The organism is Thiomicrolovo immobilis (assembly GCF_039645955.1).
Lineage (GTDB): Bacteria > Campylobacterota > Campylobacteria > Campylobacterales > Sulfurimonadaceae > Thiomicrolovo > Thiomicrolovo diazotrophicus.
This window is the reverse complement of the sequence record NZ_CP147916.1, coordinates 1,806,503-1,832,195: the sequence shown is the minus strand read 5'-3', so window position 1 is coordinate 1,832,195 and position 25,693 is coordinate 1,806,503. Positions and strand designations below refer to the sequence as shown.

21 protein-coding genes and 2 rRNA genes are annotated in these 25,693 nt (G+C 55.0%); 7 read left to right on the top strand and 16 right to left on the bottom strand.

From position 1 onward, the window contains the following. Positions 1–164 precede the first annotated feature (164 nt). From WCX72_RS09455 to WCX72_RS09430, 6 genes are all read left to right on the top strand, one after another. Positions 165–3,031: ribosomal RNA gene (locus WCX72_RS09455) — 23S ribosomal RNA — on the top strand. 131 nt (positions 3,032–3,162) lie between these two features. Further along, positions 3,163–3,278: ribosomal RNA gene (gene rrf, locus WCX72_RS09450) — 5S ribosomal RNA — on the top strand. Positions 3,279–3,792: 514 nt separating this feature from the next. Next, positions 3,793–5,097, top strand: coding sequence for an outer membrane protein transport protein (locus WCX72_RS09445; RefSeq protein WP_345969551.1), 1,305 nt, complete (start codon positions 3,793–3,795; stop codon positions 5,095–5,097). Between the two features lie 114 nt (positions 5,098–5,211). Beyond that, the gene (gene ung, locus WCX72_RS09440; protein ID WP_345969550.1) at positions 5,212–5,895 is read left to right on the top strand and encodes a uracil-DNA glycosylase; all 684 of its coding nucleotides are present in this window, start codon (positions 5,212–5,214) and stop codon (positions 5,893–5,895) included. Further along, complete coding sequence (locus WCX72_RS09435; RefSeq protein WP_345969549.1) at positions 5,885–6,700, top strand: ABC transporter permease; 816 nt, start codon at positions 5,885–5,887, stop codon at positions 6,698–6,700. Before ung ends, WCX72_RS09435 begins: the two co-directional genes overlap by 11 nt. A 3-nt stretch (positions 6,701–6,703) precedes the next feature. Continuing rightward, complete coding sequence (locus WCX72_RS09430; RefSeq protein ID WP_345969548.1) at positions 6,704–7,747, top strand: AI-2E family transporter; 1,044 nt, start codon at positions 6,704–6,706, stop codon at positions 7,745–7,747. A 103-nt stretch (positions 7,748–7,850) separates the two neighbouring features. Here WCX72_RS09430 and WCX72_RS09425 read toward each other — a convergent pair whose 3' ends face one another. The 3 genes from WCX72_RS09425 to WCX72_RS09415 are packed head-to-tail and all read right to left on the bottom strand — an operon-like array spanning position 7,851 to position 9,385. Further along, on the bottom strand, positions 7,851–8,429 hold the full coding sequence (locus tag WCX72_RS09425) for an SCO family protein (RefSeq protein ID WP_345969547.1): 579 nt from the start codon (positions 8,427–8,429) through the stop codon (positions 7,851–7,853). A 2-nt stretch (positions 8,430–8,431) separates the two neighbouring features. Further along, positions 8,432–8,905, bottom strand: a complete 474-nt coding sequence (locus WCX72_RS09420; protein WP_345969546.1) for a hypothetical protein — start codon at positions 8,903–8,905, stop codon at positions 8,432–8,434. 3 nt (positions 8,906–8,908) lie between these two features. Further along, the gene (locus WCX72_RS09415) at positions 8,909–9,385 is read right to left on the bottom strand and encodes a copper chaperone PCu(A)C (RefSeq protein WP_345969545.1); all 477 of its coding nucleotides are present in this window, start codon (positions 9,383–9,385) and stop codon (positions 8,909–8,911) included. Positions 9,386–9,714: 329 nt separating this feature from the next. Here WCX72_RS09415 and WCX72_RS09410 point away from each other — a divergent pair, with 329 nt between their 5' ends. Continuing rightward, the gene (locus WCX72_RS09410) at positions 9,715–9,978 is read left to right on the top strand and encodes a hypothetical protein (protein ID WP_345969544.1); all 264 of its coding nucleotides are present in this window, start codon (positions 9,715–9,717) and stop codon (positions 9,976–9,978) included. Positions 9,979–10,019: 41 nt separating this feature from the next. Here WCX72_RS09410 and WCX72_RS09405 read toward each other — a convergent pair whose 3' ends face one another. The 13 genes from WCX72_RS09405 to WCX72_RS09345 form a co-directional block, all read right to left on the bottom strand. Next, positions 10,020–11,198 carry a glutathionylspermidine synthase family protein gene (locus WCX72_RS09405; RefSeq protein WP_345969543.1) on the bottom strand — a complete coding sequence of 393 codons (1,179 nt, stop codon included), beginning with the start codon at positions 11,196–11,198 and terminating at the stop codon, positions 10,020–10,022. 3 nt (positions 11,199–11,201) lie between these two features. Beyond that, complete coding sequence (locus WCX72_RS09400) at positions 11,202–11,759, bottom strand: hypothetical protein (protein WP_345969542.1); 558 nt, start codon at positions 11,757–11,759, stop codon at positions 11,202–11,204. Between the two features lie 2 nt (positions 11,760–11,761). Then, positions 11,762–12,229: a hypothetical protein gene (locus WCX72_RS09395; RefSeq protein WP_345969541.1), complete on the bottom strand. Its 468-nt coding sequence runs from the start codon at positions 12,227–12,229 to the stop codon at positions 11,762–11,764. After that, positions 12,190–15,447, bottom strand: coding sequence for a carbamoyl-phosphate synthase large subunit (gene carB / locus WCX72_RS09390; RefSeq protein ID WP_345969540.1), 3,258 nt, complete (start codon positions 15,445–15,447; stop codon positions 12,190–12,192). The genes WCX72_RS09395 and carB overlap by 40 nt, the downstream gene beginning before the upstream one ends. Positions 15,448–15,543: 96 nt before the next feature. Next, complete coding sequence (locus tag WCX72_RS09385) at positions 15,544–16,359, bottom strand: MipA/OmpV family protein (protein WP_345969539.1); 816 nt, start codon at positions 16,357–16,359, stop codon at positions 15,544–15,546. Further along, on the bottom strand, positions 16,356–17,114 hold the full coding sequence (gene mreC / locus WCX72_RS09380; RefSeq protein ID WP_345969538.1) for a rod shape-determining protein MreC: 759 nt from the start codon (positions 17,112–17,114) through the stop codon (positions 16,356–16,358). Before mreC ends, WCX72_RS09385 begins: the two co-directional genes overlap by 4 nt. Further along, the gene (locus tag WCX72_RS09375) at positions 17,107–18,144 is read right to left on the bottom strand and encodes a rod shape-determining protein (RefSeq protein WP_345969537.1); all 1,038 of its coding nucleotides are present in this window, start codon (positions 18,142–18,144) and stop codon (positions 17,107–17,109) included. The genes mreC and WCX72_RS09375 overlap by 8 nt, the downstream gene beginning before the upstream one ends. A 9-nt stretch (positions 18,145–18,153) precedes the next feature. Then, positions 18,154–19,392 carry an ATP-dependent Clp protease ATP-binding subunit ClpX gene (clpX, locus tag WCX72_RS09370; RefSeq protein ID WP_231018801.1) on the bottom strand — a complete coding sequence of 413 codons (1,239 nt, stop codon included), beginning with the start codon at positions 19,390–19,392 and terminating at the stop codon, positions 18,154–18,156. Continuing rightward, on the bottom strand, positions 19,389–20,174 hold the full coding sequence (gene lpxA, locus WCX72_RS09365; RefSeq protein WP_345971548.1) for an acyl-ACP--UDP-N-acetylglucosamine O-acyltransferase: 786 nt from the start codon (positions 20,172–20,174) through the stop codon (positions 19,389–19,391). Before lpxA ends, clpX begins: the two co-directional genes overlap by 4 nt. Before the next feature lie 10 nt (positions 20,175–20,184). After that, complete coding sequence (gene fabZ / locus WCX72_RS09360) at positions 20,185–20,628, bottom strand: 3-hydroxyacyl-ACP dehydratase FabZ (RefSeq protein ID WP_231018798.1); 444 nt, start codon at positions 20,626–20,628, stop codon at positions 20,185–20,187. A gap of 159 nt (positions 20,629–20,787) precedes the next feature. Beyond that, positions 20,788–22,680 (bottom strand): ATP-binding protein, encoded by a 1,893-nt coding sequence (locus WCX72_RS09355; RefSeq protein ID WP_345969536.1) that lies wholly within the window; start codon positions 22,678–22,680, stop codon positions 20,788–20,790. 10 nt (positions 22,681–22,690) lie between these two features. Further along, entirely contained in the window at positions 22,691–24,994 is a 2,304-nt protein-coding gene (locus tag WCX72_RS09350; RefSeq protein WP_345969535.1) for a TonB-dependent receptor, read from the bottom strand. Then, on the bottom strand, positions 24,994–25,503 hold the full coding sequence (locus WCX72_RS09345) for a YfiR family protein (protein ID WP_345969534.1): 510 nt from the start codon (positions 25,501–25,503) through the stop codon (positions 24,994–24,996). Before WCX72_RS09345 ends, WCX72_RS09350 begins: the two co-directional genes overlap by 1 nt. Positions 25,504–25,693 lie beyond the last annotated feature (190 nt).

Below are 25,693 nucleotides of genomic sequence, written 5' to 3'. Positions count from 1 at the left end.
AAGTATTCATATTAGACTTCTTAGTGTCTAAGAGTCTAAATCGTTCATTGAATTATCATTGTTAAAGTCAACAAATATTTATGAAGTAAAATTCATGAGTATTGCAACTACAATTAAATATTACAGTCTTATTCATATTGAGTAAGGCAGTAAGCGCTAATTAGAATAAAGATATTAAGAGCTATAGGTGGATGCCTAGGCTGGTAGAGGCGATGAAGGACGTACTAGGCTGCGATAAGCCTCGGGGAGCTGCCAAGAAGCTTTGATCCGGGGATTTCCGAATGGGGCAACCCGGCACGGTGCGAATCGTGTCACCCTTCGGGGGGCGAACCAAGGGAAGTGAAACATCTCAGTACCTTGAGGAAAAGAAATCAACCGAGATTCCCAGAGTAGCGGCGAGCGAAATGGGACTAGCCCTAAAGCGTGTAGTGTGTTAGCAGAATCCTTTGGAAAGAGGAGCCATAGAAGGTGATAGCCCTGTAAGCGAAAACTATCTACATGTTATTCGAGTAGGTCGGGACACGTGTTATCTTGACTGAACATGGGGGGACCACCCTCCAAGGCTAAATACTACTACCAGACCGATAGCGAACCAGTACCGTGAGGGAAAGGTGAAAAGAACCGTGGTGAACGGAGTGAAATAGAACCTGAAACCTATAGCTTACAATCATTCGGAGCCCCATTCTTTATGAGGGGTGACGGACTGCCTTTTGCATAATGAGCCTGCGAGTTGTGGTATCTGGCAAGGTTAAGCGAACGCGAAGCCGTAGCGAAAGCGAGTCTTAATAGGGCGATTAGTCAGATGCTGCAGACCCGAAACTGAGTGATCTATCCATGAGCAGGTTGAAGCCGGTGTAAGAGCCGGTGGAGGACCGAACCGATAGGCGTTGAAAAGCCTCCGGATGACTTGTGGATAGGGGTGAAAGGCCAATCAAACTCAGTGATAGCTGGTTCTCTCCGAAATATATTTAGGTATAGCCTCGAGTTATTAGCATACAGGGGTAGAGCACTGACAGGGCTAGGGCTGCTCACCGCGGTACCAAACCCTATCAAACTCCGAATACTGTATGCCTAACCTCGGGAGTCAGGCGGTGGGTGATAAAATCAATCGTCGAGAGGGGAACAACCCAGACTAGCAGCTAAGGTCCCTAAGTTACATCTAAGTGGAAAAGGATGTGGAGTTGCTGAAACAACCAGGAGGTTGGCTTAGAAGCAGCCATCCTTTAAAGAAAGCGTAACAGCTCACTGGTCTAGCGATTCTGCGCCGAAAATATAACGGGGCTAAGATGTACACCGAAGCTCTAGACTTAGTTTTACTAAGTGGTAGGAGAGCGTTCCATTCAGCGTTGAAGGTATACCGGCAAGGAGTGCTGGAGCGGATGGAAGTGAGCATGCAGGCATGAGTAGCGATAAAAGCAGTGAGAATCTGCTTCGCCGTAAACCCAAGGTTTCCTACGCGATGCTCGTCATCGTAGGGTTAGTCGGGACCTAAGTCGAGTCCGAAAGGGGTAGACGATGGCAAATCGGTTAATATTCCGATACCGACTGTAGAGCGTGATGGAAGGACGCATAGGGCTAAACGAGGTCACTGATGGAATAGTGGCTCGAAGGATGTAGGTTGTGAAGTAGGCAAATCCGCTTCACACTAGACCGAGATCTGACAGGCTGTCGACGCTCTTCGGAGCAGAAACAGAATCGTTGATGCCGTCGTGCCGAGAAAAGTTTCTAAGCATATCTACAGTCGCCCGTACCGTAAACCGACACAGGTGGGTGAGATGAGTATTCTAAGGCGCGTGGAAGAACCCTGGTTAAGGAACTCTGCAAACTAGCACCGTAACTTCGGAATAAGGTGTGCCCGTTGTATGTGAAACCCCTGCGGGTGGAGCAGAAGCGGGTCGCAGCAAAGAGTCCCTCCCGACTGTTTACCAAAAACACAGCACTCTGCCAACACGTAAGTGGATGTATAGGGTGTGACGCCTGCCCGGTGCTCGAATGTTAAAAGGATCCGTTAGCTTTGCGAAGCGGTGAATTGAAGCACGAGTAAACGGCGGCCGTAACTATAACGGTCCTAAGGTAGCGAAATTCCTTGTCGGTTAAATACCGACCTGCATGAATGGCGTAACGAGATGGGAGCTGTCTCAACCAGGGATCCAGTGAAATTGTAGTGGAGGTGAAAATTCCTCCTACCCGCGGAAAGACGGAAAGACCCCGTGCACCTTTACTATAGCTTGACACTGCTATTGGGATATTCATGTGCAGGATAGGTGGGAGCCGTTGATTATATGACGCCAGTTGTATATGAGGCACCCTTGAGATACCACCCTTGAATATTCTGATAGCTAACTGCGCAGAGTTATCCTCTGTCAGGACAATGTCTGGTGGGTAGTTTGACTGGGGCGGTCGCCTCCTAAAAAGTAACGGAGGCTTACAAAGGTTGGCTCAGATGGGTTGGAAATCCATCGCAGAGTATAATGGCATAAGCCAGCCTGACTGTGAGACGTACATGTCGAGCAGAGTCGAAAGACGGTCATAGTGATCCGGTGGTTCTGTGTGGAAGGGCCATCGCTCAAAGGATAAAAGGTACGCCGGGGATAACAGGCTGATCTCCCCCAAGAGCTCACATCGACGGGGAGGTTTGGCACCTCGATGTCGGCTCATCGCATCCTGGGGCTGGAGCAGGTCCCAAGGGTATGGCTGTTCGCCATTTAAAGCGGTACGCGAGCTGGGTTCAGAACGTCGTGAGACAGTTCGGTCCCTATCTTCCGTGGGCGTAGGAGAGTTGAGGAGAGCTGACCCTAGTACGAGAGGACCGGGTTGGACGAACCACTGGTGCACCGGTTGTCCTGCCAAGGGCACCGCCGGGTAGCTACGTTCGGATGTGATAACCGCTGAAAGCATCTAAGCGGGAAGCCAACTCCAAGATGAACTCTCCCTGAAGGACGCATGAAGACTACATGCTTGATAGGCTGGGTGTGTACGCAGAGCAATCTGTTTAGCTGACCAGTACTAATAGTCCGTTCGTCTTTTTTCCCTAAAATTAGTGTCTTACTGCCTTACTGAATATGAGAGGCTGTAATCAAAGTAGTTGCACCCGTTGACTTTAACAATCATAACCGACACAGTCGGATCTAAGCGCTCTCCGGAGCCTTTAGATCCGATTGTCCAGGTGGCTATAGAGAGAGGGAAACGCCCGGCCCCATTCCGAACCCGGAAGCTAAGCCTCTCATCGCTGATAATACTGACCCTTTCAGGGTTGGGAACGTAGGTCGCCGCCTGGTTCTCGGATTTACTACTCCTTACATCAATCACAATCACTAAAACCCTTTTTCTTCTCCTAACCTTTAACTCAACACTGACTTTATTGTCTTCATCGTCAAAACTTATTTCAATAGTTGTGATCACTTTGGATGATTAAATACCTAGTACCCGTGCTTTTGCTTGTGTTCTAAAATGTCATCAGGAGAAGTAAATTTGCTCGTATAAAATGGTATAGCAGACTACAAATGTTTCATAAAGTAACATTCTCACATTTATGTCAAATATTTGACACATTTCTATCAAAATGTAATATCTGTATAAAAAATAACAGAAAATGAATAAAAATGCCTAGTATCATAACTACAGTATATAAAAATATTTTATTTCTTTCAATTTCCTCTTTTTGCTTAAAATTATTATTAATACTCCTTAAATAGGGATGTTCGGCTTTAGATTCGGTTTATTTTCCAGGGCATATAATGATCGAAATCGGAAGCGAATGCTTTCATTTGATTTTTATTCGTAGGAGAATAGATGACACGTACAATCAAACTGGCAATGGCTGCCGCAATGGCTCTGACAGCAACTTCGGCGTTTGCAACGAACGGCGATACGCTTATTGGGCTGGGTGCAAAGACACGCGGTATGGCTGGTGTCGGCATTGGTATGAGCCACGGTGCGGAATCTGCACTTGCCAACCCGGCGCTTATCTCATCTGTTAAAGATGTTGAGATTTCCTTTGGTGGCACACTCTTCATGCCGCATGTAAAATATGATGCGAATGTAGGCGCCGGTGCGCAAAACAGTGATGCGGATATGAATATGATTCCGGAAGTATCCATTGCGTACAAAGTAAATGACAACTTCTACTGGGGTATCGGTATGTGGGGAACAGCCGGCATGGGTGTTGACTATCGTGAGGCTGGCGATGCAGCTACTGGCGGCAACGGTACCCTTCAGATGGTGACGAATCTTCAGCTGATGCAGTTTGGTGTTCCATTTACGTATGCCCGCAGTGGATTCAGTATCGGCGTTACACCTATTCTTCAGTACGGTGCTCTCGGTATTAACTACAAAATGCCGGATCTTATGAATCAGAATAACGGCAATCCATATTCCATTGGTGGCGGTGTTGCACAAGATCTGAAATTCGGATTCAACATTGGTGCAGCGTACGATTTCGCACAGGTCGGCGTAAAGGGTCTGACCCTTGGCGCTGTTTATAAAAGTGCAATCGAAATGGAATACAAGCAGCAGCTCTCTTCTGCAACGCAGCCATTTGTCGACTTTGGTATTTTCCCGGCTCCTATGGGTGATAAACTGGAACAGCCTGCCGAAATCGGTGTCGGTGTATCTTATTCCATCGCAGGAAACACCATTGCCTTTGATTACAAGCAGATTAAATGGGCTGATGCGACAGGGTATAAAGACTTTGGTTGGGATAACCAGAATGTCTATGCGATCGGTTACGAATTCGCGATGGACAACTGGGCAGTACGCGCCGGTTTCAACTATGCTGAAAACCCTATCCAGGAATTGCCGGATGGAACAGGTTTTGTTGACCCGAATGATCCGAATACCTACGCATACGCCGGCGGCGCTGCTTTGAACATGTTTAACCTTCTTGGCTTCCCTGCAACTGTTGAACAGCATTACAGCCTTGGTGGAACATATGGCGTTACTGACAGAGTATCAGTTGATGCTGCAGTGGTCTATGCACCAGAGAAGAAAACTGAATTCGGAACAGGCGGTCTTGCTGCACTCGGTATGGCGGGCCCAAAAGCGACGGTTAAGCATTCTCAAACCGGTGTAAGTGCACAAGTGAACTTTGCGTTCTAAGCGCACCGTGCACTAACAACTTCATTCCTCCGCCTTCGGGCGGACTCCTTCCGTTTTACGCATCCCAAACACATTCTTTTGTATACTACGTCGACTCTATATACGGACGGTGCCATGCAGATTGACCCCAAGATCGACCCCTCGTGGAAGCGTGTGCTTTCCTCGGAATTCGAGCAGCCCTATTTTCAGGAGTTGAAGCGATTTCTTCTCGGTGAAAAAGCTGCTTTTATCATCTATCCCAAAGGTGCCGACATTTTCGCTGCATACAATCTGACACCCTATGAGAAGGTCAAAGTCGTGATACTCGGTCAGGACCCCTACCATGGCCCGAATCAGGCGCACGGGCTGGCATTTTCCGTCCAGCGGGGGATTGCACATCCGCCCTCCCTTCAGAATATCTTTAAGGAGTTAAGAGAGGACATCGGCTGTGCGGTCCCGCAGCATGGGACGCTGGAGGCGTGGGCGCAGCAGGGGGTCTTTCTGCTCAATACGGTCCTGACGGTCCGTGAAGGTCAGGCGCATTCGCATAAGGAACAGGGGTGGGAGCGTTTTACCGATGCAACCATCAAAGCGCTCAGTGACGGCCGGGAGAAGCTCGTCTTTATTCTCTGGGGGCGGCCGGCCCAGATGAAAGCGTCGCTCATCGACGCCTCCCGCCACCATATCATCACCTCCCCGCACCCCTCTCCGCTCTCCGCCTACCGCGGTTTTTTCGGTTCGAAACCCTTTTCGCGGACCAATTCCTACCTGCAAAGCGCGGGAATTGCTCCGATCGACTGGTGCCTGAATGATGTATGATCTTCCGCGCAAAACACTCTTCTTGCTGGCAGTGATCGTCCTGGTGACTTTTGCAGGCGGTTTCTTCTATTCGGCTGACCCCTATATGTTGAACAGCGACGCGATCCTCGCTGCACCCTCGTTTGCCCATCCGTTCGGTACCGACCGCCTCGGGCGGGACCTTCTCGCGCGCATTATCGAGGGGGGGAAGATCTCGCTTGTTATTGGGGTCGGAAGTGCCTTGATAGGGACGTTTCTCGGGTTTATACTCGGTGCGATCGCCGGGTATGCTAGGGGAGTCGTCGACAAAGGGTTTGTCATTGTCGTGGATCTCTTTCTGACCTTCCCGACCTTTTTCCTGCTGCTGGCCTTGGTGAGCTATGTCAACGCCTCGGCGCTGGTATTGATCCTTATCATCTCCGTGACGGGCTGGATGACGACGGCGCGGCTGGTGCGTTCGGAAAGTTTCGCCGTGACATCTCAGCCCTTTATCAAAATCCTCAATATTGCCAGGGTGTCTCGGGCGAAAATCCTGCTCAAATACTATGCCCCTCTGCTCGCCCCGATTTTCTTTGTCAGCTTTACCTTCGGCGTCGGCGGTGCCATTCTTTCCGAATCGGGTCTGAGCTTCCTGGGACTTGGGATCGTCGCACCTCAGATGAGCTGGGGGACGATCCTGAGCAACGGGAAGGAAGTGATAGACATCGCATGGTGGGTCAGTTTCTTCCCGGGACTGATGATCTTTCTCGTAACGCTCAGTCTGATGAATCTTGCCAACTATCTGCAGCAGCGCACCAATAAGAAAAAAATCCAGGCAGGAGCGTAGGCTATGGAGCAGACAAACCGTTTCGGGAACGTTTTTATTATCCTCGCCGCCGTTGTCATTGTCTTTGCCGGTGTTAAAGCGGCATCTGCGATCATTATTCCTTTTTTGCTGTCGCTTTTCCTTGCAATCATCCTGATGCCGCTGCTGCACTTTCTGATGGATCGAAAAATCCCGATGGCGCTGGCCATGCTGATGCTCATCGGTCTGCTGCTGCTCTTCTTTGTGCTTTTCGGCGTGATCGTCGGCCATGCCACGAATGACTTCATCGGCAATCTCCCTGGCTATGAAGCCGATCTGAGAAACCGCCTCGGCGGGGTGGCGGCATGGTTGACTGGGCAGGGGATAACCCTGCCGGAAAAGAACCTGCAGACGCTGCTCGATCCCAGCGCGGTGTTTGCCTATATGACCGGGGCCCTCAAGGGGTTCGGATCGATCCTGACAAACGGGTTTGTGATTCTACTGACGACGGTATTCATGCTACTGGAGGGGGTGGCCTACCGTAACAAGATCGCCTATATCTACCGCCGGAACCACTCTGAGGGCCAGAAGCATCTCAACGAGATCCTGGCGAAGATCAACCACTATATGGCGCTCAAGGCATTGATCAGCGCCGGTACGGGTGCGCTCGTCTATCTGCTGCTGCTCATCTTCGGCCTGGATTACCCTGTACTGTGGGGTGTCGTAGCTTTCTTGCTGAACTTTATTCCCAATATCGGATCGATTATGGCCGCCGTACCCGCTGTTTTGCTGGCACTCATCCAGCTTGACCCGGCTTCGGCGTTCTGGATTGCAGCCGGGTATGTCGCCATCAACGTGCTGGTGGGTTCAATCATCGAACCGAAGGTGATGGGCAGAGGGCTCGATCTCTCAACGCTTGTCGTTTTCTTGTCGTTGATCTTCTGGGGATGGCTGCTGGGGCCCGTCGGTATGCTGCTCTCGATCCCTTTGACAATCATGGTGAAGATCGTTTTTGATTCGGAAGAGTCGACCCGTTGGATCGCCGTGCTGCTCGGCACGGGTGGTAACGGCCAGACGGAAGAGGCGTAACGTCAGCGCTTCATACGGGGATAAATTGCATGGTGTGCGCCCTGAAAGAAGTCCCTGTGGGGGATTAGCGTAGGCATCCGGGCTTCGCTCGGGTAACGTATAATTAGTGGGAGATGCCGAGCGCTTTTTCCATATGCGTCAATGTTTCGCGGGGGTCGATGCTGTGGTTCAGGCGTGAGCTGAAGTTGCCCTGTTTGTCAAAAAAATAGACGTAGGAGGTGTGGCCGACGGTGTAGCCCATCGCCTTGCTGCCCCCCTCGAGAATCGTATATTCCGTCCCGTCAAAGCGTGAGACGACCTCGTCGATCTCCTGCTTCGTCCCGGTCACGCCGATGTAGGTTGGGTAGAAGTATTCGACATACTCCTTGAGGCTCTTCGGCGTATCGCGGTTAGTGTCCACGCTGACAAAGATCACCTGCATCTCTTCAGCCGCTTCGGGCGGAAGAAGTTTCATCGCCCCCGTGAGATTGGAGAAGGTCGTCGGGCAGATGTCGGGGCAGTAGGTGTAGCCGAAATAGACGGCGACGGCCTTTTTGCCTCGGAAGTCGCTGAGGCTGACCGGACCGTCGGCACTCTCAAGCGTAAAGGCGTAGTGGGAGCGCTCCACGGTGGGAATCACAAAGAAATAGGCCACGGCGGCCAGCAAAATCGGGAAAAGGATCAGGATCAGACGTTGGACCATGGTTACTCCGTCGAAAAGGTAAAATAGGCACCGATGCGCTTTGTCGGTTCTTCGGCAATGATGTTGGCGCGCCAATCCATCCGCCCGGTGCAGGTGGGGATCATTCCTTCGCCGCTGTAATTGCCATCGCTCGTACGCGTCAGAGTATAGCTGTATCGGCCCATGTTCATGTTCAGACCGTAGATTTCCACCTTGAGTGTCTTGTAGGCATGGGGGGTCGAAAGGTGCAGCTGTATCTTCTGCATGACCGGGATGGGACGCGGTGTTATGGCGAAGGTCACGGGCGTGCCGTCGCCCATTGTCGCGGTACAGGCACCTGTCTGAAGGTCGCACTCTTTCGCCGTCGTGCCGAACTGCACGTCGCCGCTAAGCCATTTGTAGATGACGTCGGCATCGTAGGCGAGATAGGCAAAAACGAGCAGCAGGGCGATGCCGAGCTGGATGCCGAGGATCTTAAAAAGTTTTTTGAAACTCACCCGTCACTTTCCGCACTTGCCGCTGCCGCATTTCATTTTTGGCTGCATCATCATGCCGGCCACCTTTTTGACAGGGGCCTCAAGCGTCATGCTTTCTCCGTTGGAGAAGTTCAATGTAATCGTGACGGTTTCCCCCGCTTTGAGCTTCTGTGTCAGGCCGATGAGCATGACATGCAGGCCACCGGGCTGGAGCATCGTCGTCCCGCCGGCCGGAACGTCGATTTTCGGGATCTGGCGCATCTGCATCATGCCGTTGACATTCGCATGTTCGTGGAGTTCAACCGTCTTGGCCGCCGTCGAAGCGGCGCTTACCAGCGCGACCGGTGTATCGGTCGTGTTCGTCAACTCCATAAATGCGGCGCTGTTGGGCATATTCGGCGGGACTTCGCGGACATAGATACCGGAGACTTCGACAGACTGGGCGGAGAGGCCGGCGACAAAGAGGAGTGCTGTGATCAGTGCGCGATGCAAAAGGGTCATGATGTTCCTTGGAGATGATAATAAACATTCCTGCAATTTCCTCAGATCACGTTCCCGTTGTTCTGACGTATTGCGGCATATCTATAGAGTATAGTGAAACTCTATAACAGAAGTGTTAAATATACACCAAAACGGGGTGAAAGCCCCCTCCTGACGTTACAATATCGACTGACATCCTTCGCATCTCCCGTCCGCTTCTCTCCTAAAACGGAGATTTTGATTGTAATTATTAAGTCGGAATCTACCGAAGGTGCTTCATACTGAAAAAAGTATGAAGGCTGCCGCCTTCGGGCGGTACTCCAAACGATAATCCAACCAAGGGAGACGAGATGGCTTATATGATGGTACGACACAAAGTCAGGGATTTTAACGCATGGAAGCCCGGGTATGACGGGCATAAGCCGGCAAGGGACGCCGCAGGGCTGAAAGAGGTCTATCTGCTTCAAAACGCGGACGACCCCCAGGAGGTCATCGCGCTGTTTGAAGCCGCCGATCTTGAAAAAGCCCGCGCCTTTGCCGCATCCGAGGATCTTAAGCAGAAGATGCAGGAGGTCGGCGTCATCGACCGGCCGGATATCTATTTTCTGGAATGAAGCGTTTCCCCGGACAGTGTCCGGGATGTCCTCACCACTTTCTACGAAAGCATATGCCCCACAAACTTGCTCATATTGTCCAGTATCTCGCCGCCACGGCGGAAACCGAGCCCGCACGCCTCGTAGGCGAAGAAGACGCCTGCCTGGTAGCGGTTGCCGCTGCGGTCCTGCGGGAAGGGGACATATTCCTGGTAGAGCGGGCGATAGTTGCCGTAAGGTCCCTCCGTCGAGTGCAGGACGCTGCCGTCGGCATCCATGATCTGAGTATTGGCCCCTTCGCGGCCGAACATCCGCTTTTCCACCTGCTTCACGCCCGAAAGCGGATCGAATGACGTTTTGAGCAGATAGGGGGAGTCCGGGAAGAGGTCGCAGAGGATCTTGAGCATCCCCTTTGACTGGAAGAGCAGGGTGTAGGCGGGATTGAGAATGATCGCCTTCCGGTTGGCCATGATCGCGCCGAGCAGGACCGCGAGTTCCGGTTCGTCGGTGGCGATGTCTTCCCAGGGGTAGAGCTTGAACCAGTATTCGTAGGGGCTGTCATCAGCATCAAAGATCCCCTCGTCGTCGAAGCGGACGTTCTGAAGGAACTCGAAGCCCGTGGCGAAGCCCGCGTCGGTCGCGATCTGGTGCAGCAGCTTCGTCGTCACCTCCTCCTCGTCATTGCCCTCGACGCTGCTGAAAAGTATCTTCCAGCCGTCGTAGAACTTCTCGAAATCGTCCGTGTCGTCAAAGAGGGTGATGAGGCGGCGGAAGTTATGCAGCAAAGCTTCGTAGATGTTGTTGAACTGGCGCGCTTCATCAAGTCCGTTGTGTTTCAGCAGCGCCCACTGCAGCACGGCGCTCTCATAGAGCCCCGTCGGCGTGTCGGCGTTGAACTCGATCAGCTTGATCGGCGCCCCGCCGATCCCTCCGGCAAGGTCGAACCGGCCGTAGACGTGCCAGTGGACGTCGTTCTCCCAACTCTTTTTGATCGGATCGATCAGGTTGAAAGGGATGCCGAGATCGAAAAAAAGGTCGTTTTCGATGACGTACTCCGCTGCCTGAACGTACATGTCATAGAGGGTATTGGCCGCTTCGTAGTAGGCCTCGGCTTCGGCATCGCTGACGAGAACCAGTTCGTCGGCGACATAGCGTGTACCGTCACTGTCGGTGTGCCAGGTAAAGCCGAGGGCGTCCAGGGCGTCGTTCGGCAGTGCCGAAACGGTGTCGAGTCGGACCATCTTTTACCCTCCGTACGTCGTGGATGAGGTTGAAGAACTTCCCGTTTTGGTGCCGCCGAAAAAGCTTTTCTTGCTGCTGGCCGCTTTTGCCTTCTGTGTCGCGTGGTAGGCGCTTTTGTTGACGCGGTCGGCATGCTGGCGGTAGTTGGCGTTGTTCATCAGCGCGTTGCCGATCATGTTTCCCAGCAGGGAGCCGGCGGCGACGGCAAGGATCGTCCCGGCCAGTCCCATTCCTTCGCCCTGGGGCGGTTGGTTCAGTTCGCTCTGGCCGGCCTGCATTTTGTCATACTCCTGCTGGGCCAGCGCCTTCATCTCCGCTTCGTTCATGAAGCGCTCGGTCATGGTGCCGTTGGCGTCATACTCGCGGATGATGGCGCGGTTGGGACCCTCGGTCGGCATCTCCTCAACAACGACGTATTTGCCGCCGGGCTGCTGCTGAACGATGAGGTAGCGGTTCTGGGGCTCCTGCTGCTCCTGGACGCATCCGGAGAGGACGCTCATCATCGTGATGCCCGCGGTGCCGAGGTAGAGGCCCGAAGCGATGGACTTGACATGTTTCATACTTATCTGATTCTCCGTTTCTTGCAATGGTTCAGTTGATAGATTGTCGAGGGTGTGTCTTCATAGAGCCCCCGCGCATCCTCGATGAGGACGTCGGCCGTCTCAGCGGCATAGGCGGGCTCATATTGTCCCCCCGCCGCGTTGGCGGAGGTGGAGTAGAGCCAGCCGTAGGGGCGCAGCAGCTGATGGTAGCTGCCCTCGGGGACGATGCGGAAGGCCTGCCCCCCGACAAGGTAGGTCGTCTTTACGCTGCGCCGCACTTCACGCTTGAAGCGTCCGGGGATACGTCCCGTCTGCTTGTAGGCTTTCATCGAGGCGAAGGTCTTGAGAAAGGGTTTTGTCGGGGGCCGGCTTTTCGCGCGTGCGAGGAGCTCCGCGTTCTGCGAGACAAAACCGACGGTCGTGTCGGTCTGGACCAGCAGAAGCCGTGTCAGGCCAGGTAGTCTTGAAGGGCTTGCGGGGCGGTCCAAGCATCGTCCTTCATGTGGCCGAGCGCATCGATCGCGGCGCGCGCGGCACTGAGCGTCGTGAAATAGGGGATGTTCATCCGCAGGACGATCTGGCGGATGACGATGGCGTCTTTTTTCGACGTATTGTTGTCGGAGGTGTTGATCGCCATGGTGATGTCGCCGTTTTTCATCATGTCTTCGATGTTCGGGCGTCCTTCGGAGATCTTGAGGACGGGTTCGCAGGGGATACCCGCCTCTTCGATCACCTTCTGGGTGCCGCGGGTGGCGACGAGCTTGAAGCCGTGTTCATGCAGTCCGCGGGCGATCTCGACGCCGGCCGGTTTGTCCATCGTGATGAAGGAGAGGAAGCAGGTTCCCGAAGTCGGGATACGGTTGCCCGCAGCCATCTGCGACTTGGCGAAGCTGACGCCGAAGCTGGAGCTGATCCCCATGACTTCGCCGGTCGATTTCATCTCCGGGCTCAGGACCAGGTCGGCGCCGTAGAGTTTGTTGAACGGGAAGACGGCCTCTTTGAGGGCGATGTGGTCACGCAGGCGTGGTTTGAGCAGCCCGTCGCCTTCGATGACGATATCGTAGTTGTCGTAGAAGGCCAGTGCGTTGCGCAGGGTGTCGCCCATCATAACGCGGGTCGCAACCTTCGCGAGCGGCATCCCTGTCGCCTTGGAGACGAAGGGGACGGTACGCGATGCGCGCGGATTGACCTCGATGAGGTAGACCTCGTTCTGGTAGATGGCGTACTGGATGTTCAGCAGGCCGATGACGCCGAGGCCGAGCGCGATCGTTTTCGTCTGCTGTTCGACCTGTGCGAGCAGCGCATCGCTGAGGTTGAGCGGCGGCAGCGAACAGGCGGAGTCGCCGGAGTGGATGCCGGCCTCTTCGATGTGCTGCATGACCGAACCGATATAGACCTCGCTGCCGTCACAGATGGCGTCGACGTCGAGCTCGACCGCCTGGTCGAGGAACTTGTCGACGAGGACCGGGGCGTCGTTGGAGACGGAAACGGCTTCGTCCATGTACTGGCGAAGCTCCTCCTCTTTGTAGACGATGCGCATAGCGCGGCCGCCGAGGACAAAGGAGGGGCGCACGAGAACAGGGTAGCCCAGACGCGAAGCGACGCTGATCGCCTCCTCTTTGGTCGTGGCGATGCCGTTTTCTGGCTGTTTAAGGTCGTGCTTGGTCACGAAGTCGGAGAATTTTTCGCGGTCTTCGGCCAGGTCGATCACCTTCGCCGGGGTCCCCGCGATCTGCGCGCCGATGGCCGTGAGCGGGTTTGCGAGCTTCAGCGGGGTCTGGCCGCCGAAGTGGACGATGATACCGTTGGGCTTCTCAAACTCGATCACTTCGCGCACGTGCTCGAGGTCGATCGGCTCGAAGTAGAGGACGTCCGAGGTGTCGTAGTCGGTGGAGACGGTCTCGGGGTTACAGTTGTACATGATCGTTTCGATCCCCATTTCCTCGAGGGCGAATGCCGCGTGGACGCAGCAGTAGTCGAACTCGATCCCCTGGCCGATGCGGTTCGGCCCGCCGCCGAGGATCATCACCTTTTTCTTGTCCGAAGCGCGCGTCGGCTGTTCGGGGAGGGTCGTGATGTTCGTCGTGGAGTAGAGGTAGGGCGTCAGCGCCTCGAACTCGGCCGCACAGGTATCGACCTCATTGTACTCGAGGTGGATCCCCATGCGTTTGCGCGCATTGTAGACGTCGCTCTCGCGGATGTCGCTCGCACCCTGCTTGGCGATCAGCTGGGCGATCTTCTTGTCGCTGAAGCCGTTGGCTTTGGCTTTGCGCAGGCGGATAGTGTCGTTAAGGATGTCTAGGTCGACCGTTTGCTCTTCGGCGACGATCTCTTCGATCTGGTAGAGGAACCACGGGTCGATTTTGGAGAGTTCAAAGAGCTCTTCCACGCCCATACCGCGGCGGAAGCCTTCGGCGACGTAAAGCATCCGCTCGGCGTTCGGCCGGCGGATCTCGTGGCGGATGTGATCCATGTCGCCCGCCATTTCGTCAAAGCCGCAGAGGCCCGTTTCCAGTGAACAGAGTGCTTTCTGCATGGATTCTTTGAAGGTGCGGCCGACGGCCATCGCCTCGCCGACGGATTTCATTCCCGTTGTCAGGGTGCTTTCGGCTTCAGGGAACTTCTCGAAGGTGAAGCGCGGCGTCTTGGTGACGATGTAGTCGATGACCGGTTCGAAGGAGGCCGGCGTCCCGGTGATATCGTTGGTGATCTCGTCGAGGGTAAAGCCGACGGCGAGCAGGGTCGCGACTTTGGCGATAGGGTAGCCCGTCGCCTTAGACGCCAGTGCCGAGGAGCGGGAGACGCGGGGGTTCATCTCGATGACGATCATACGTCCCGTTTTCGGATCGACGGAGAACTGGACGTTGGAACCGCCGGTATCGACGCCGATCTCGCGCAGAATCTCGAAGGAAGCATCGCGCATGCGCTGATACTCTTTGTCGGTCAGCGTCAATGCCGGGGCGATCGTGATGGAGTCGCCGGTATGGACGCCCATCGGGTCGAAGTTCTCGATGGAACAGACGATGATGCAGTTGTCGGCGCGGTCGCGGATAACTTCCATCTCGTACTCTTTCCAGCCCAGCAGGGACTCTTCGACGAGGATCTCGGTGATCGGGCTCTCATCCAGACCGCGCTGGGCAAGCAGTTTGTATTCGTCGATGTTGTAGGCAACGCCCGAGCCGCCGCCGGCGAGGGTAAAGGAAGCGCGGATGATAATGGGGAACCCGATCTCTTCGGCCGCCGCGAGCGCTTCGTCCATGTTGTAGGCGTAGCGCGAATGCGGCAGGTCCATGCCGAGTTTGATCATCGCTTCCTTGAAGGCTTGGCGGTCCTCGCCTTTTTTAATCGCTTCGGGATTGGCGCCGAGGAACTCGATGCCGTCGAGCATCCCTTTTTCGTACATGCTCATGGCGGCATTCAGCGCCGTCTGCCCGCCCATAGTCGGCAGGATCGCATCGACGTTCTCTTTTGCAATGATCTGGGCGATGATCTCTTCTTTGATCGGCTCGATGTAAGTACGGTCGGCAAACTCCGGGTCCGTCATGATCGTCGCCGGGTTGGAGTTGATCAGGACGACACGGTAGCCGAGCTCTTTGAGCGTTTTGACCGCCTGGGTGCCGGAGTAGTCGAATTCGCAGGCCTGACCGATTACGATCGGGCCGGAGCCGATGAGCAGAATCGTTTTGATGTCATCGCGTTTTGGCATTTATACCCTTCAAAAAAGATGAAAATTTCAGAAGGATATTATAGTCGGGAGGCCCTTAAAAAGGGGTGAAAGGCGGGAAAAGGCTCCCCGCCGGCGTCACCGTTTTTCCGGCGGGTTAAGGACGGCTTTTTCTTCGCCGAAAAGGTTGAAGGAGTAGAGCAGGGAGAGCATGCCGCTGTACATGTATCTGGTCTCCGTCAGGGGGCTGTCGGCGACGGGGTCGCCGAAGCGGTCGGCGCGGAGATTGCCGAGCAGGTGCCAATGTGCGTTGATGTTGTACTTCACATAGGTCTGGACGGCAAAATTCAGCGTCGCGTCGCTGCGGTAGGCGGGCCGGCCGATCAGCAGGTCCTCTTCGCTGTTTTTAACGCCGAAATAGTAATTTGCAAAGGGCTGTGAGAGCCAGACGGCCAGGACGCTGGGCACGAAGTACCAATCCCCGACGCTGAAGCTCTGGCCTGCTTCAAGCCGCAGTTTCGTACCGTTGTTCGTATCGGTAATGTCCTGGAGCGCAACGAACTCCGCGAAAAAATCGCCGTAGGCATAGCTGGCGGAGATGCCCCCCTCCCAACCGCTGTCGCGCTCACGCATTCCCTGCAAAATAGGCGTTTTGGAGCGGCTGTTGAGCTGGGTCAGCGCGCGGCGCTCGTAGTAGCCGATAATCTGGGGCTGCGCGGTGAAGGAGAGCCCCCAGCTCTGCGTCTCGCCGCTTTCGCCGTAGAAGTACATCCCGACCCGGGTCCATCGGATGTAGAAGAGGGAGTTGTCAAAGAAGATGACGGGCGTGCCGAGCACAACAGGGTCGGCATCCTTGTAGGGAAGGGTCTGGAAATAGGGGCCGGCTCCGAGGAAGATATCATCTTTGGCTCCCAGAAACAGGGGCAGGAGCAGTAAAAGGAGGAATCGTTTCATCTGATGTCGGTGATCACGTGGAAATAATCCGGATCGTTTCCTTTGTAGTAGGGTTCGATGACGGCGTTCTGGTAGCCGCCGGTGAGTTCGATGGATTTGACCGTACCGACCTTGACCCCGGCAAAGAAGAGGTTGTCCAGGCCGGAGGTGACGACCTCGTCGCCGACGGTGATGGCGACCCAGGTGGGGATGTACTGTACGAGCATGGTATCGCTGTTGCGCCCGCGGACGATCCCCGGGGCCTTGTTGGGTCCGACGAAGACGGCATAGGTGCATTGGTAGTCGCCGTTGAGCAGGGCCAGCGGCCTGCCGTCGCGCGCCGTGACGATCCCGGCGGCCGTCTCGTTGTAGATGAGGCCGTAGAGGCGCGAGGCGTTGAAATCTTCCATCTGCAGCCAGAGCTTTGTCATGTCGGCAAAGTTGGCATAGGCGATGGTCCGCACGAGGGCGACGCGCGGGTCGTAGCGGAAGGTGGAGTTGTTCTCGGCCAGCAGGGCGTTGAACTCGGTGGCCATCTCGTGCAGGAGCAGGTGCGACTGTCGGTAGAGTTCAGCTTCTTTGCGCAGCGCCTCGATGGTCTCTTTCTGTTCGAAGTTTTCCTCGATCAGATTGCCGATACCGGTGCTAAAGGTGTTCCAGGAGCGGTTGATCGATTGCAGGACGGAGAGCAGGGGGGATTGCAGGGTCGTCGAAAAGTAGACGGCCCCCGCGAACAGCAGAAGCAGGAAGAGGAGCGCAGAGGCGCGTTTACTCATTTTCGAAGAGTTCCTGGAGCAGGTCGATCTCCTCCAGGGCGCGTCCCGTTCCCTTGGCGACGGCCAGGAGCGGTTCGTCGGCGACGAAGACCGGGATGCGGATGATGTCGGCCAGGAATTTGTCGAGCTGGCGGATCAGTGCGCCGCCGCCCGTAAGGATAATGCCGTGGTCGACAATATCGCCGGCGAGGTCGGGCGGCATTTTTTCCAGGACGTCTCTGAGCGCTTCGGCGATCTCTTTGAGCGGCTCTTTCATCGCTTCGTAGGCGTCGTCGCTGGTGAGCTCGATGGTGCTCAGCATCCCTTCGACCTGGTCACGGCCCGTCGCGACCTTTGTCAGGCGTTTTTCCAGCGGCAGGGCCGTGCCGATCTCGATCTTGATCTCTTCAGCGGTACGGTCGCCGATGAGGAGGTTGTATTTGCGTTTAACGTAGTCGATGATCGCCTTGTCGATCTTGTCGCCGGCGGTGCGGATGGACTTGGAGAGCACGAGGCCGCCGAGACTGACGACGCCGATTTCCGTCGTACCGCCCCCGATATCGACGACGAGGTTCCCCTGGGGTTCGCGGATGTCCACGCCAGCACCGATGGCGGCGGCCATGGGTTCCTCGATGAGGAAGACCTCCCGCGCGCCGGCGGAGAGGGCCGATTCGCGGACGGCTTTACGCTCGACCTGTGTCAGGCCGTAGGGCACACAGATGATAATGCGCGGGCTGATCAGCGCCGAGCGGCCGTGGGCCTTCTCGATGAACTTGCGGATCATCTTCTCGGTCATGTCGAAGTCGGCGATGACCCCGTCTCTCATCGGGCGGATGGCGCGGATGTTGCCCGGGGTCTTTCCGACCATCTCCTTGGCTTCGTGGCCGACGGCAAGGACGCGCTGCTGGCCGAATTTTTCCATCTTCACGGCGACGACGGAGGGCTCGTTGATGATGATGCCGTGTCCCTTGGCGATGACGAGGGTATTGGCCGTCCCCAGGTCGATGGAGAGGTCGTTGGAAAAGAGTCCAATCAGTTTGTTCAGAAGCATCGTGTTCCTTTAAGCGCTTTTCTTGTCGTCTGTTTTGATGTAGAGGGGTTTCTCCCCCTCGGTGATACATTCGGCCGTGATGACGACCTCGTAGCCGCTGTAGTCGGGCAGTTCGTACATGATGTCGATCATCGTCTCTTCGAGAATCGAGCGCAGGCCGCGGGCCCCGGTCTTGCGGGATTTGGCCTTGGCGGCGATGGCGCGAAGGGCGTCGTCTTCGAAGGTCAGTTTGACGTTGTCGATGGCGAAGAGCTTGGCGTACTGGCGGATCAGCGAGTTCTTCGGCTCGGTGAGAATGCGGATCATGTCTTCCTCGCTGATCTCGTTGAGCGACGCAATGACCGGCAGACGGCCGATCAGTTCGGGGATCAGGCCGTAGTGCACGAGGTCATCGGGCTCGACGCTCTCCATGGTGACCTCCTGCTCGGCGGTACTTTTCTGCTCGTGGCCGAAGCCGAGAACGTTCTTGCCCGCTTTGCGCTTGAGGATCTCCTGCATGCCGTCGAAGGCCCCGCCGCAGATGAAGAGGATATTGGAGGTATCCATCGCGATGAAGTCCTGGTTGGGATGCTTTCTGCCCCCTTTGGGCGGGATATTGACGACGGAGCCTTCGATGATCTTGAGCAGCGCCTGCTGCACCCCTTCGCCGGAGACGTCGCGGGTGATGGAGCGGTTTTCACTCATGCGGGCGATCTTGTCGATCTCGTCGATGAAGAGGATCCCCTGCTGGGCCCGTTCGACGTCGCCATCGGCCGCCTGCAGCAGCTTGGTGAGGATGTTTTCGACGTCCTCGCCGACGTAGCCCGCCTCGGTGAGACTGGTGGCGTCTGCGATCGCCAGGGGCACGTTGAGAATGCGGGCGATCGTCTGGGCCATCAGGGTCTTCCCGCTGCCCGTCGGTCCGATCAGCAGAACGTTCGATTTGGCGATCTCCGTATCATCGTCGAGGTCGTGCTGTTTGAAGATCCGCTTGTAGTGGTTGTAAACGGCGACGGAGAGCAGCTTGCGCGCACGCTCCTGCCCGATGATGTACTCGCCCAGGAATGCGTTGATCTCCTTGGGCGTCATCAGATCGCCGACATATTCGACAAGATGCTTGTCCGCTTCGCTGAGGGCCTCCTCGTCGCCGAACATGATCTTGTAGGCGGAGAAGACGCAGTTCTTGCAAATATAGGCGTCGTTCCCTGCGATCAGGGGGTTCGCCTCGCTCTCATGGGTCCCGCAGAAGCTGCAGTGGCGCTGTTTCATGCTGTTTTCCTCTCAAAGGGGATTCCCCGTTTGGTTTTCAGGATAAAGTTACACAGGTTGTGTACATAGTGGTTGTCGCTGCTCTCCACCAGCTCCGCCGCCGTCTCTTTGAGCGGCTGACCCGATTCGAAAAGGTCGCGGTAGGCGGATTTGAGGGCATCGATGTCGTTGCGCTCGCTGTGGCGGCGCAGGCCGGTAAGGTTGAGGCCCCTGATAATGGCGCGGTTCCCTTCGGCCATGCAGTAGGGCGGAACGTCCTGCGACAGTGCCGACGCACCGGCGATCATCGCGAAGTCGCCGATTTTGACGAACTGGTGGATCGGGGTCATCCCCCCGATAACAGCATAATCGCCCATCTCGACGTGGCCCGCAAGCGTCGCGGCGTTGGCCAGGATGCAGTGGTTGCCGATCACGACGTCGTGCCCGATATGGACGTAGCCCATAAAGAGGTTGTGGCTGCCGATGATCGTTTTGCCGCCGCCGCCTTTGGTGCCCGGATTGAAGAGGGTGAACTCGCGGATCTTGTTGTGATCGCCGATAATGAGTTCCACGTCTTCGCCGCCGAATTTCAGATCCTGCGGGATGGAGCCGAGGACGGCATAGGAGAAGATCTCATTATGCTTGCCGATGGTCGTTTTCCCGTAGATGCAGGCGCCCTGCGCGATCGTGGTGCCGTCGCCGATGGTCGCTTCGGAGGAGATGAAACAGAAGGGGCCGATTTCGACGTCGTTGCCGATGACGGCGCCCGCTTCGATGATCGCCTGCGGTGAGATTTTGCTCATCATCCCTGCCTTACTTGTCGACGATCATCGCTTTGAGCTCGGCTTCGGAGACGAGCTTGTCGTCCACATAGGCTTTGCCCTCGAGGATCCAGATGGCGCCTTTGTGCTTGACGACTTTCATGCGGTACTCCAGGCGGTCGCCCGGACGGACCGGGTTGCGGAATTTTGCACCGTCGATGCTCATGAAGTAGACGACTTTGTTCGCCGCTTCCTCTTCGCTCATATCCATGCTTTTAAACGCAAGGATACCGCCGGCCTGCGCCATCCCCTCGAGGATCATAACGCCCGGGTAGATGGGGTGGCCCGGGAAGTGGCCTTCGAAGATCTGTTCGCCGATGGTCACGTTCTTGTAACCGGTGAGGGACTCGTTCGGGTTGAGTTCGGTGACGCGGTCTACGAGGAGGAACGGGAAGCGGTGCGGCAGAATTTTCTGAATTTCGACAACATCGATCATAGTGGGTGGATCTTCCTTTTTCTGTATAGGTTGCCCGGCATGTTTTGTCCGGGGAAAAGTGAGTGATTTTAGCGAAATTGTCGTTAAGGATGCATTATGGACTGAAACGCGCGGGGCAAAAAGGCCACCGGTATCCGTCCGGCAATGCCGATGATGTCGCTAGGCGAGGGGGTGTTGCTGAGGCTTCGATCCCGGGAGTATGAGGGTGAAAATGGCCCGATCGTTTTCCGTCCGGGCGGCAATACTGCCACCGAGGGACTCCTCCATGATCATCTTGGCCATATACAGCCCGAGTCCGGTGCCGTTTTTGTCTTTTTTGGTTGAAAAATAGGGCTCGAAGATATACGGTATCACGTCGTGGGGAATCCCACCCGCATTATCGACGATTTCAATGTGCACACCATGATCGCCGAAGGGGATGATGTCGATAAAGATCTGACGGTCGATCTGCACTTCTTTCAGTGCATCAATGGCATTGTTGATAATGGCAAGAAGGACCTGGCCCAGTTCCGATGGCAGAGATTCGATCTGCATGGAGGCAACGGCGTCATAGTTTTTGTTCACGTCGATACGGTACTGTTCCAGCCGGTTGTCGATGATGCCGAGGGTTTCATCGAGGAGCACGGCAGGCGAGAACCGTTGGGTCGATTTGTCCTCGGCGAAGAAACTCTTGAAGTCGTCTATGGTTCTGGAAAGATACTGTATGGCGTGATCCGCTTTCTCATGCAGGGCATTGACGTCATCAGGGACCCCCGGGATGGCAGCGATTTTTACATACAGGGAGAAGAGTGTCAGCGAAAGCGTATTGAGCGGCTGTCGCCACTGGTGCGCGATCATCTCAAGCATTTCGCCCTGCATCGCCAGGCGGTTTTGGTGCATGATCAGCAGGTTCTGTTTCTGCTCTTTCTCCTCAGCCTTCACTTTTTCGCTGATATCCTGATGGGTTCCCCTGATACCGATGAAGATCCCGTCGTCGTCAAAGATGGCGCTCTCACGTGCCAGGATATGTTTTGCTCCGCCGTCTGGCGTCATGATCCTGAATGCGTACATGCCGTCCGCGTGTGGTTCCTTCGTGGTATTGATGTGCTGAGCAAGGGTTCCCATATCTTCGGGATGGACGCGTGTGAGAAGCGATTTTTGTGTGATCGCCTGCCCGGGTTCGATTTCCCAGATACGGTAGTTTTCTTCCGAAAAGATCAAATGGTCCTGATCCAGATAGTCATCGAAACTCCCGATCTTGGCGATTCTCTGCGCTTCATTCAGCGTCGCCAGATTCTGGCTGGCCTGTACAAAAAGCTCATGGGCTTTTTGGGTCTTGAACGCAAGCTGTTTCGTCTTTTCACTCAGCTCCTGATTGGACGTTTCCAGTTTCTGCAACAGTCTGTTCTTGTCTCCCTCGCGCTTGAAATCGAAATAGGCGAACCAGAGGATCAGCAGGACGATCACGACAAAAAAGATGAAAATCGACTCGATCAGATTTCCCAATTTGGCAAGTTCGCCCAAAATGCTCCGCTGCTCGAACATTGAAAACTTGATGACGATGACGGCCTGAACTTTGTTGTGACTGATGATAGGGGCATAATAGGTCGCCCAGATGTCTGCTTCGGAGGAGTCGACGACATATCTGGGTTCCCCGGTGTCATGAATCTCCGAAAAGATGAGCTGTTCGTTTTCGCTGCAGGGTCTGCTGGGTGACGCATTCCCATCCGCTGCGATCATACACGTTTGCGTATCGGCAGGCTTTACCAGCAGACGGATATCCTTGAACTTGGTGGTGATAAACAGCTTTAGGTCGGCTTCGACGTAATCATGCAGCAGGGCGTTCGTCATAAGCTCATCATGAAAATTTTTGTCGACGATGCGCAGAATATCTTCGCTGAGGTTTTGTGCGAGTCCCTGCACGTATTGCAGATTCAGGGCCTTGTTGATCTGGAAAATCTCATTGCGCGTGTCCTGGTATTTGAATGAGAGCAGGGTCGCAACGATGAAGATTCCCAGGGCGATGGCGAGAAAGATATAAGCCGCTTTGAGATGCGCAAACAGTTTTTTCATCGCACGGACTTTAGAACGTCATTTCGGCGCGTAGATAGTAAAAAGTGCCGCTGTAGCCGTTGGGGGAGTAACGCGAATACGGCTTGATGCCGTCGTAGCCGTAGAGGGTCCCCGAAAGGCCGTCCCATTTGTTCGGGACGGCATCAAAAAGATTATGCCCGCCGATGGCGATCGTCAATCCGGAGTCGAATCGGTAGGCGATGTCGGCATCGAGTGTCCACATCGGGTCAAAAACGTACTCCTTGGCATCGACCATCTGGGAGTAACTGCCGAAGTAGCTGATGTTCGCCGTAGCATCCAGGCCGCGGTAACTGTAGTTGTTCAGCCAACGCAAGGCGTGTCTAGGCTGACCTTTTTCGATTCGTATCTTCTGTGTCGCATCATCGGCGCTTGAGTTGTCCGATCCGTTACCGGAAATTTTGTTGATATTGTAGTTGTACCAGAGACCGGTTTTGAACATGCCGAATCGCTCAAAGGGATAGCTCTTATTGAACTTGATATCGACGCCGTGGGTGGAGGTATGGGCCGCGTTGATGAAAAAACGCACCTTGGAAACGTTCGGCCAAAGGGCGGAGGTATTGTTGATGTCGTCACTGAGCATGATACGGTCGTTGACTTCCACGTAAAAGAAATCGACGGTGAGTGCCGTGTCGCTGTCGTGCTGATAGACACCGCCCAAAGTGATATTTTTGGAGCGCTCGGATTTCAGCGGCTTGGCTCCCAGTGCCTCCGCGATCGGGTCGTCAACGCGGAAGGTTCCCTGGGTGTCGATGCCGTTTGCGCCGGCAAACGATGAGGTCTGGGAATAGTAAGACTGCGACAGCGAGGGGGCCCTGAATCCGGTACTGCCGGAGCTGCGCAGCATCAGCGACGGCGAAACCTGATACGTCAGGGCCACTTTGGCGTTGGTGCTCTCGCCGAAATCCGAGTACTCTTCATAGCGCACGAGGATCTCCACATTGAACCGTTCATCCAGATCGAAGACGCTGTCTGCGTACAGAGCATAGCTGCTGCGACTTTCATTGACCGCATTGTAAGGAGAGTATCCGGCGAAGCCCTGTGTCCCGGCAGTCACGCCGCTGACCACGCCGTAGTCTGCGTAGGAAGCCTGTTCACCCGCAAGAATCTTGTAGTTTTCGTAACGGTACTCGGCGCCGGCGGAGAACTTATAATTCGATCGGCGCTGGGTGATATCGAAGTTGACCGTATTTTGCGTGAACTGCAGACTGCCGTTGTCGAAACTGCGAAGCTGCGGATCGCCCTGGGTATAGTTGAGGCTGTCTTCAACCGTGTAGTGTATACGGTTGAGGCCGTACGTATTGCTCAGGTCCCAGGTGATGTCGGCGTCGCTGACCCCCTTGACGCCGGCGGTCACAGCATAGTCCAGAATGTCCGCGTTGATGATCGGCAGAAAGCCGGGGAAACCTTCAGCGGTGATTTCAGGACGGTAAAATGCCCCCGCCCGGCTATTGCGGTGGTGCAGGAATCCGTCAAGGTAGAATGATGTCGTCTCTGCGCCTGCCACTTCCGCGTTCAGCCCCATGGTGAAGCTGTCGCTATCGGGTATGCCGACATGGGTGGTGGCCGCAGGAGGTGAGACACGGCGGTCCAGGCCTGCGCGCTGTGTCTGTTCCTGCCCTTTGGCATCGATGGAGAAGTTGACAAATCCATCGTATGGAAGCGCAATGGTGGCAAACGCGTTTCCTGCAGTCTGGTGACCGTCGCCCGCCTTCCGTCCGCCGTATAAGAGACCTGCTTTTATGTCGTTCCCGATCCCTTTGAAGATGATATTGATCACGGCGGAGATCGCGTCCGAGCCGTATTGCGCCGATGCACCGTCGCGCATGATTTCGATCTTCTCGATCATGGCCAGCGGGATCGTATCAAGGTCGGCATGGCTCGATCCGCGTCCAATCGTCCCGTTGACATGCAACAGTGAAGAGGTGTGCAGGCGTTTGCCGTTGATGAGCACGAGGATCTGATCGGGACTCATCCCCCGGAGCGTGATGGTGCGAACATGATCGCTGCCGTCGGCGATTGAGGTTTCAGGTGCATTGAACCCTGCGACGAAATAGCGCAGGATATCCGGGAGCGATGTCATGCCGCTTCGGGCGATCTGTTCTTGGGTGATGACATCGATCGGCGTGTTGGATTCCAGGTAGTTGACGGCATTCGTGCGCGAGCCGACCTGGGCTTTCAGCTCGGACTCTGTGGAGAGAATACTCTCCATGCTTTTGGTATAAAGATTGTCCTCCGCCGACAGGATGGGAAGCGTCAACAGGTTGCAGGCGAGGAGGATTCCGAGTTTTGTCATCAGTTGTGCTCCTTGACGATATCGACGAAGCGAAGCAGATGGGGTGAGGCTTTGAGCCCATGAGCTTCGAGCGCATCGAGGTTGACTTTCAGCCGCATGCGCTGGCCGGTGAAATAGATCTGCACCATCCCGCCTTTTTCGGCGAATCCGCGCATGTCGCTGACGGTCAGTACGGGCTGGTTTTTCAGGGTGTTGAGGATGGTCGGCAGTTGTCTCGCGTTTTTCCCGGATACATAGAGTACCTCTGGGTTTTTTGCGCGTGCAACGTCATCTCGTAGAACAATCCGGACCGGTTTTCCCTTAATGGTATTGTTCTTGTAGAAATCTTCAAAATGTGTCCCCATCTGGTTTTTGAGGATGGTGATCGTAAAGGAGCTCCGCCGGTCATTCGGCCAGGTGATATACTCTGCGATTTTCCCGATAATGGCGCTTTGGAGTTTCGCCTCCGATTCATAGGCATGCGCGTTTAGAACGAGAAGAATAAAAAACGCGATTCTAACGATCTGCATGCAGCCCCACCCCTTTTGTCGCGCCATTATCTCACAAGTGTTTAAAAAATAGAGTTAATTTATGTTTAACGGTCAAAAAATGTTTTTGTGATACAGGGCGTAGATGCATAAGCGTGTGCTGCTTCACATTATACGGAGTTGATATAAAAGCTGAAGGCTGTATGGCGGACTATCGTGAGAAAGCTCTCCT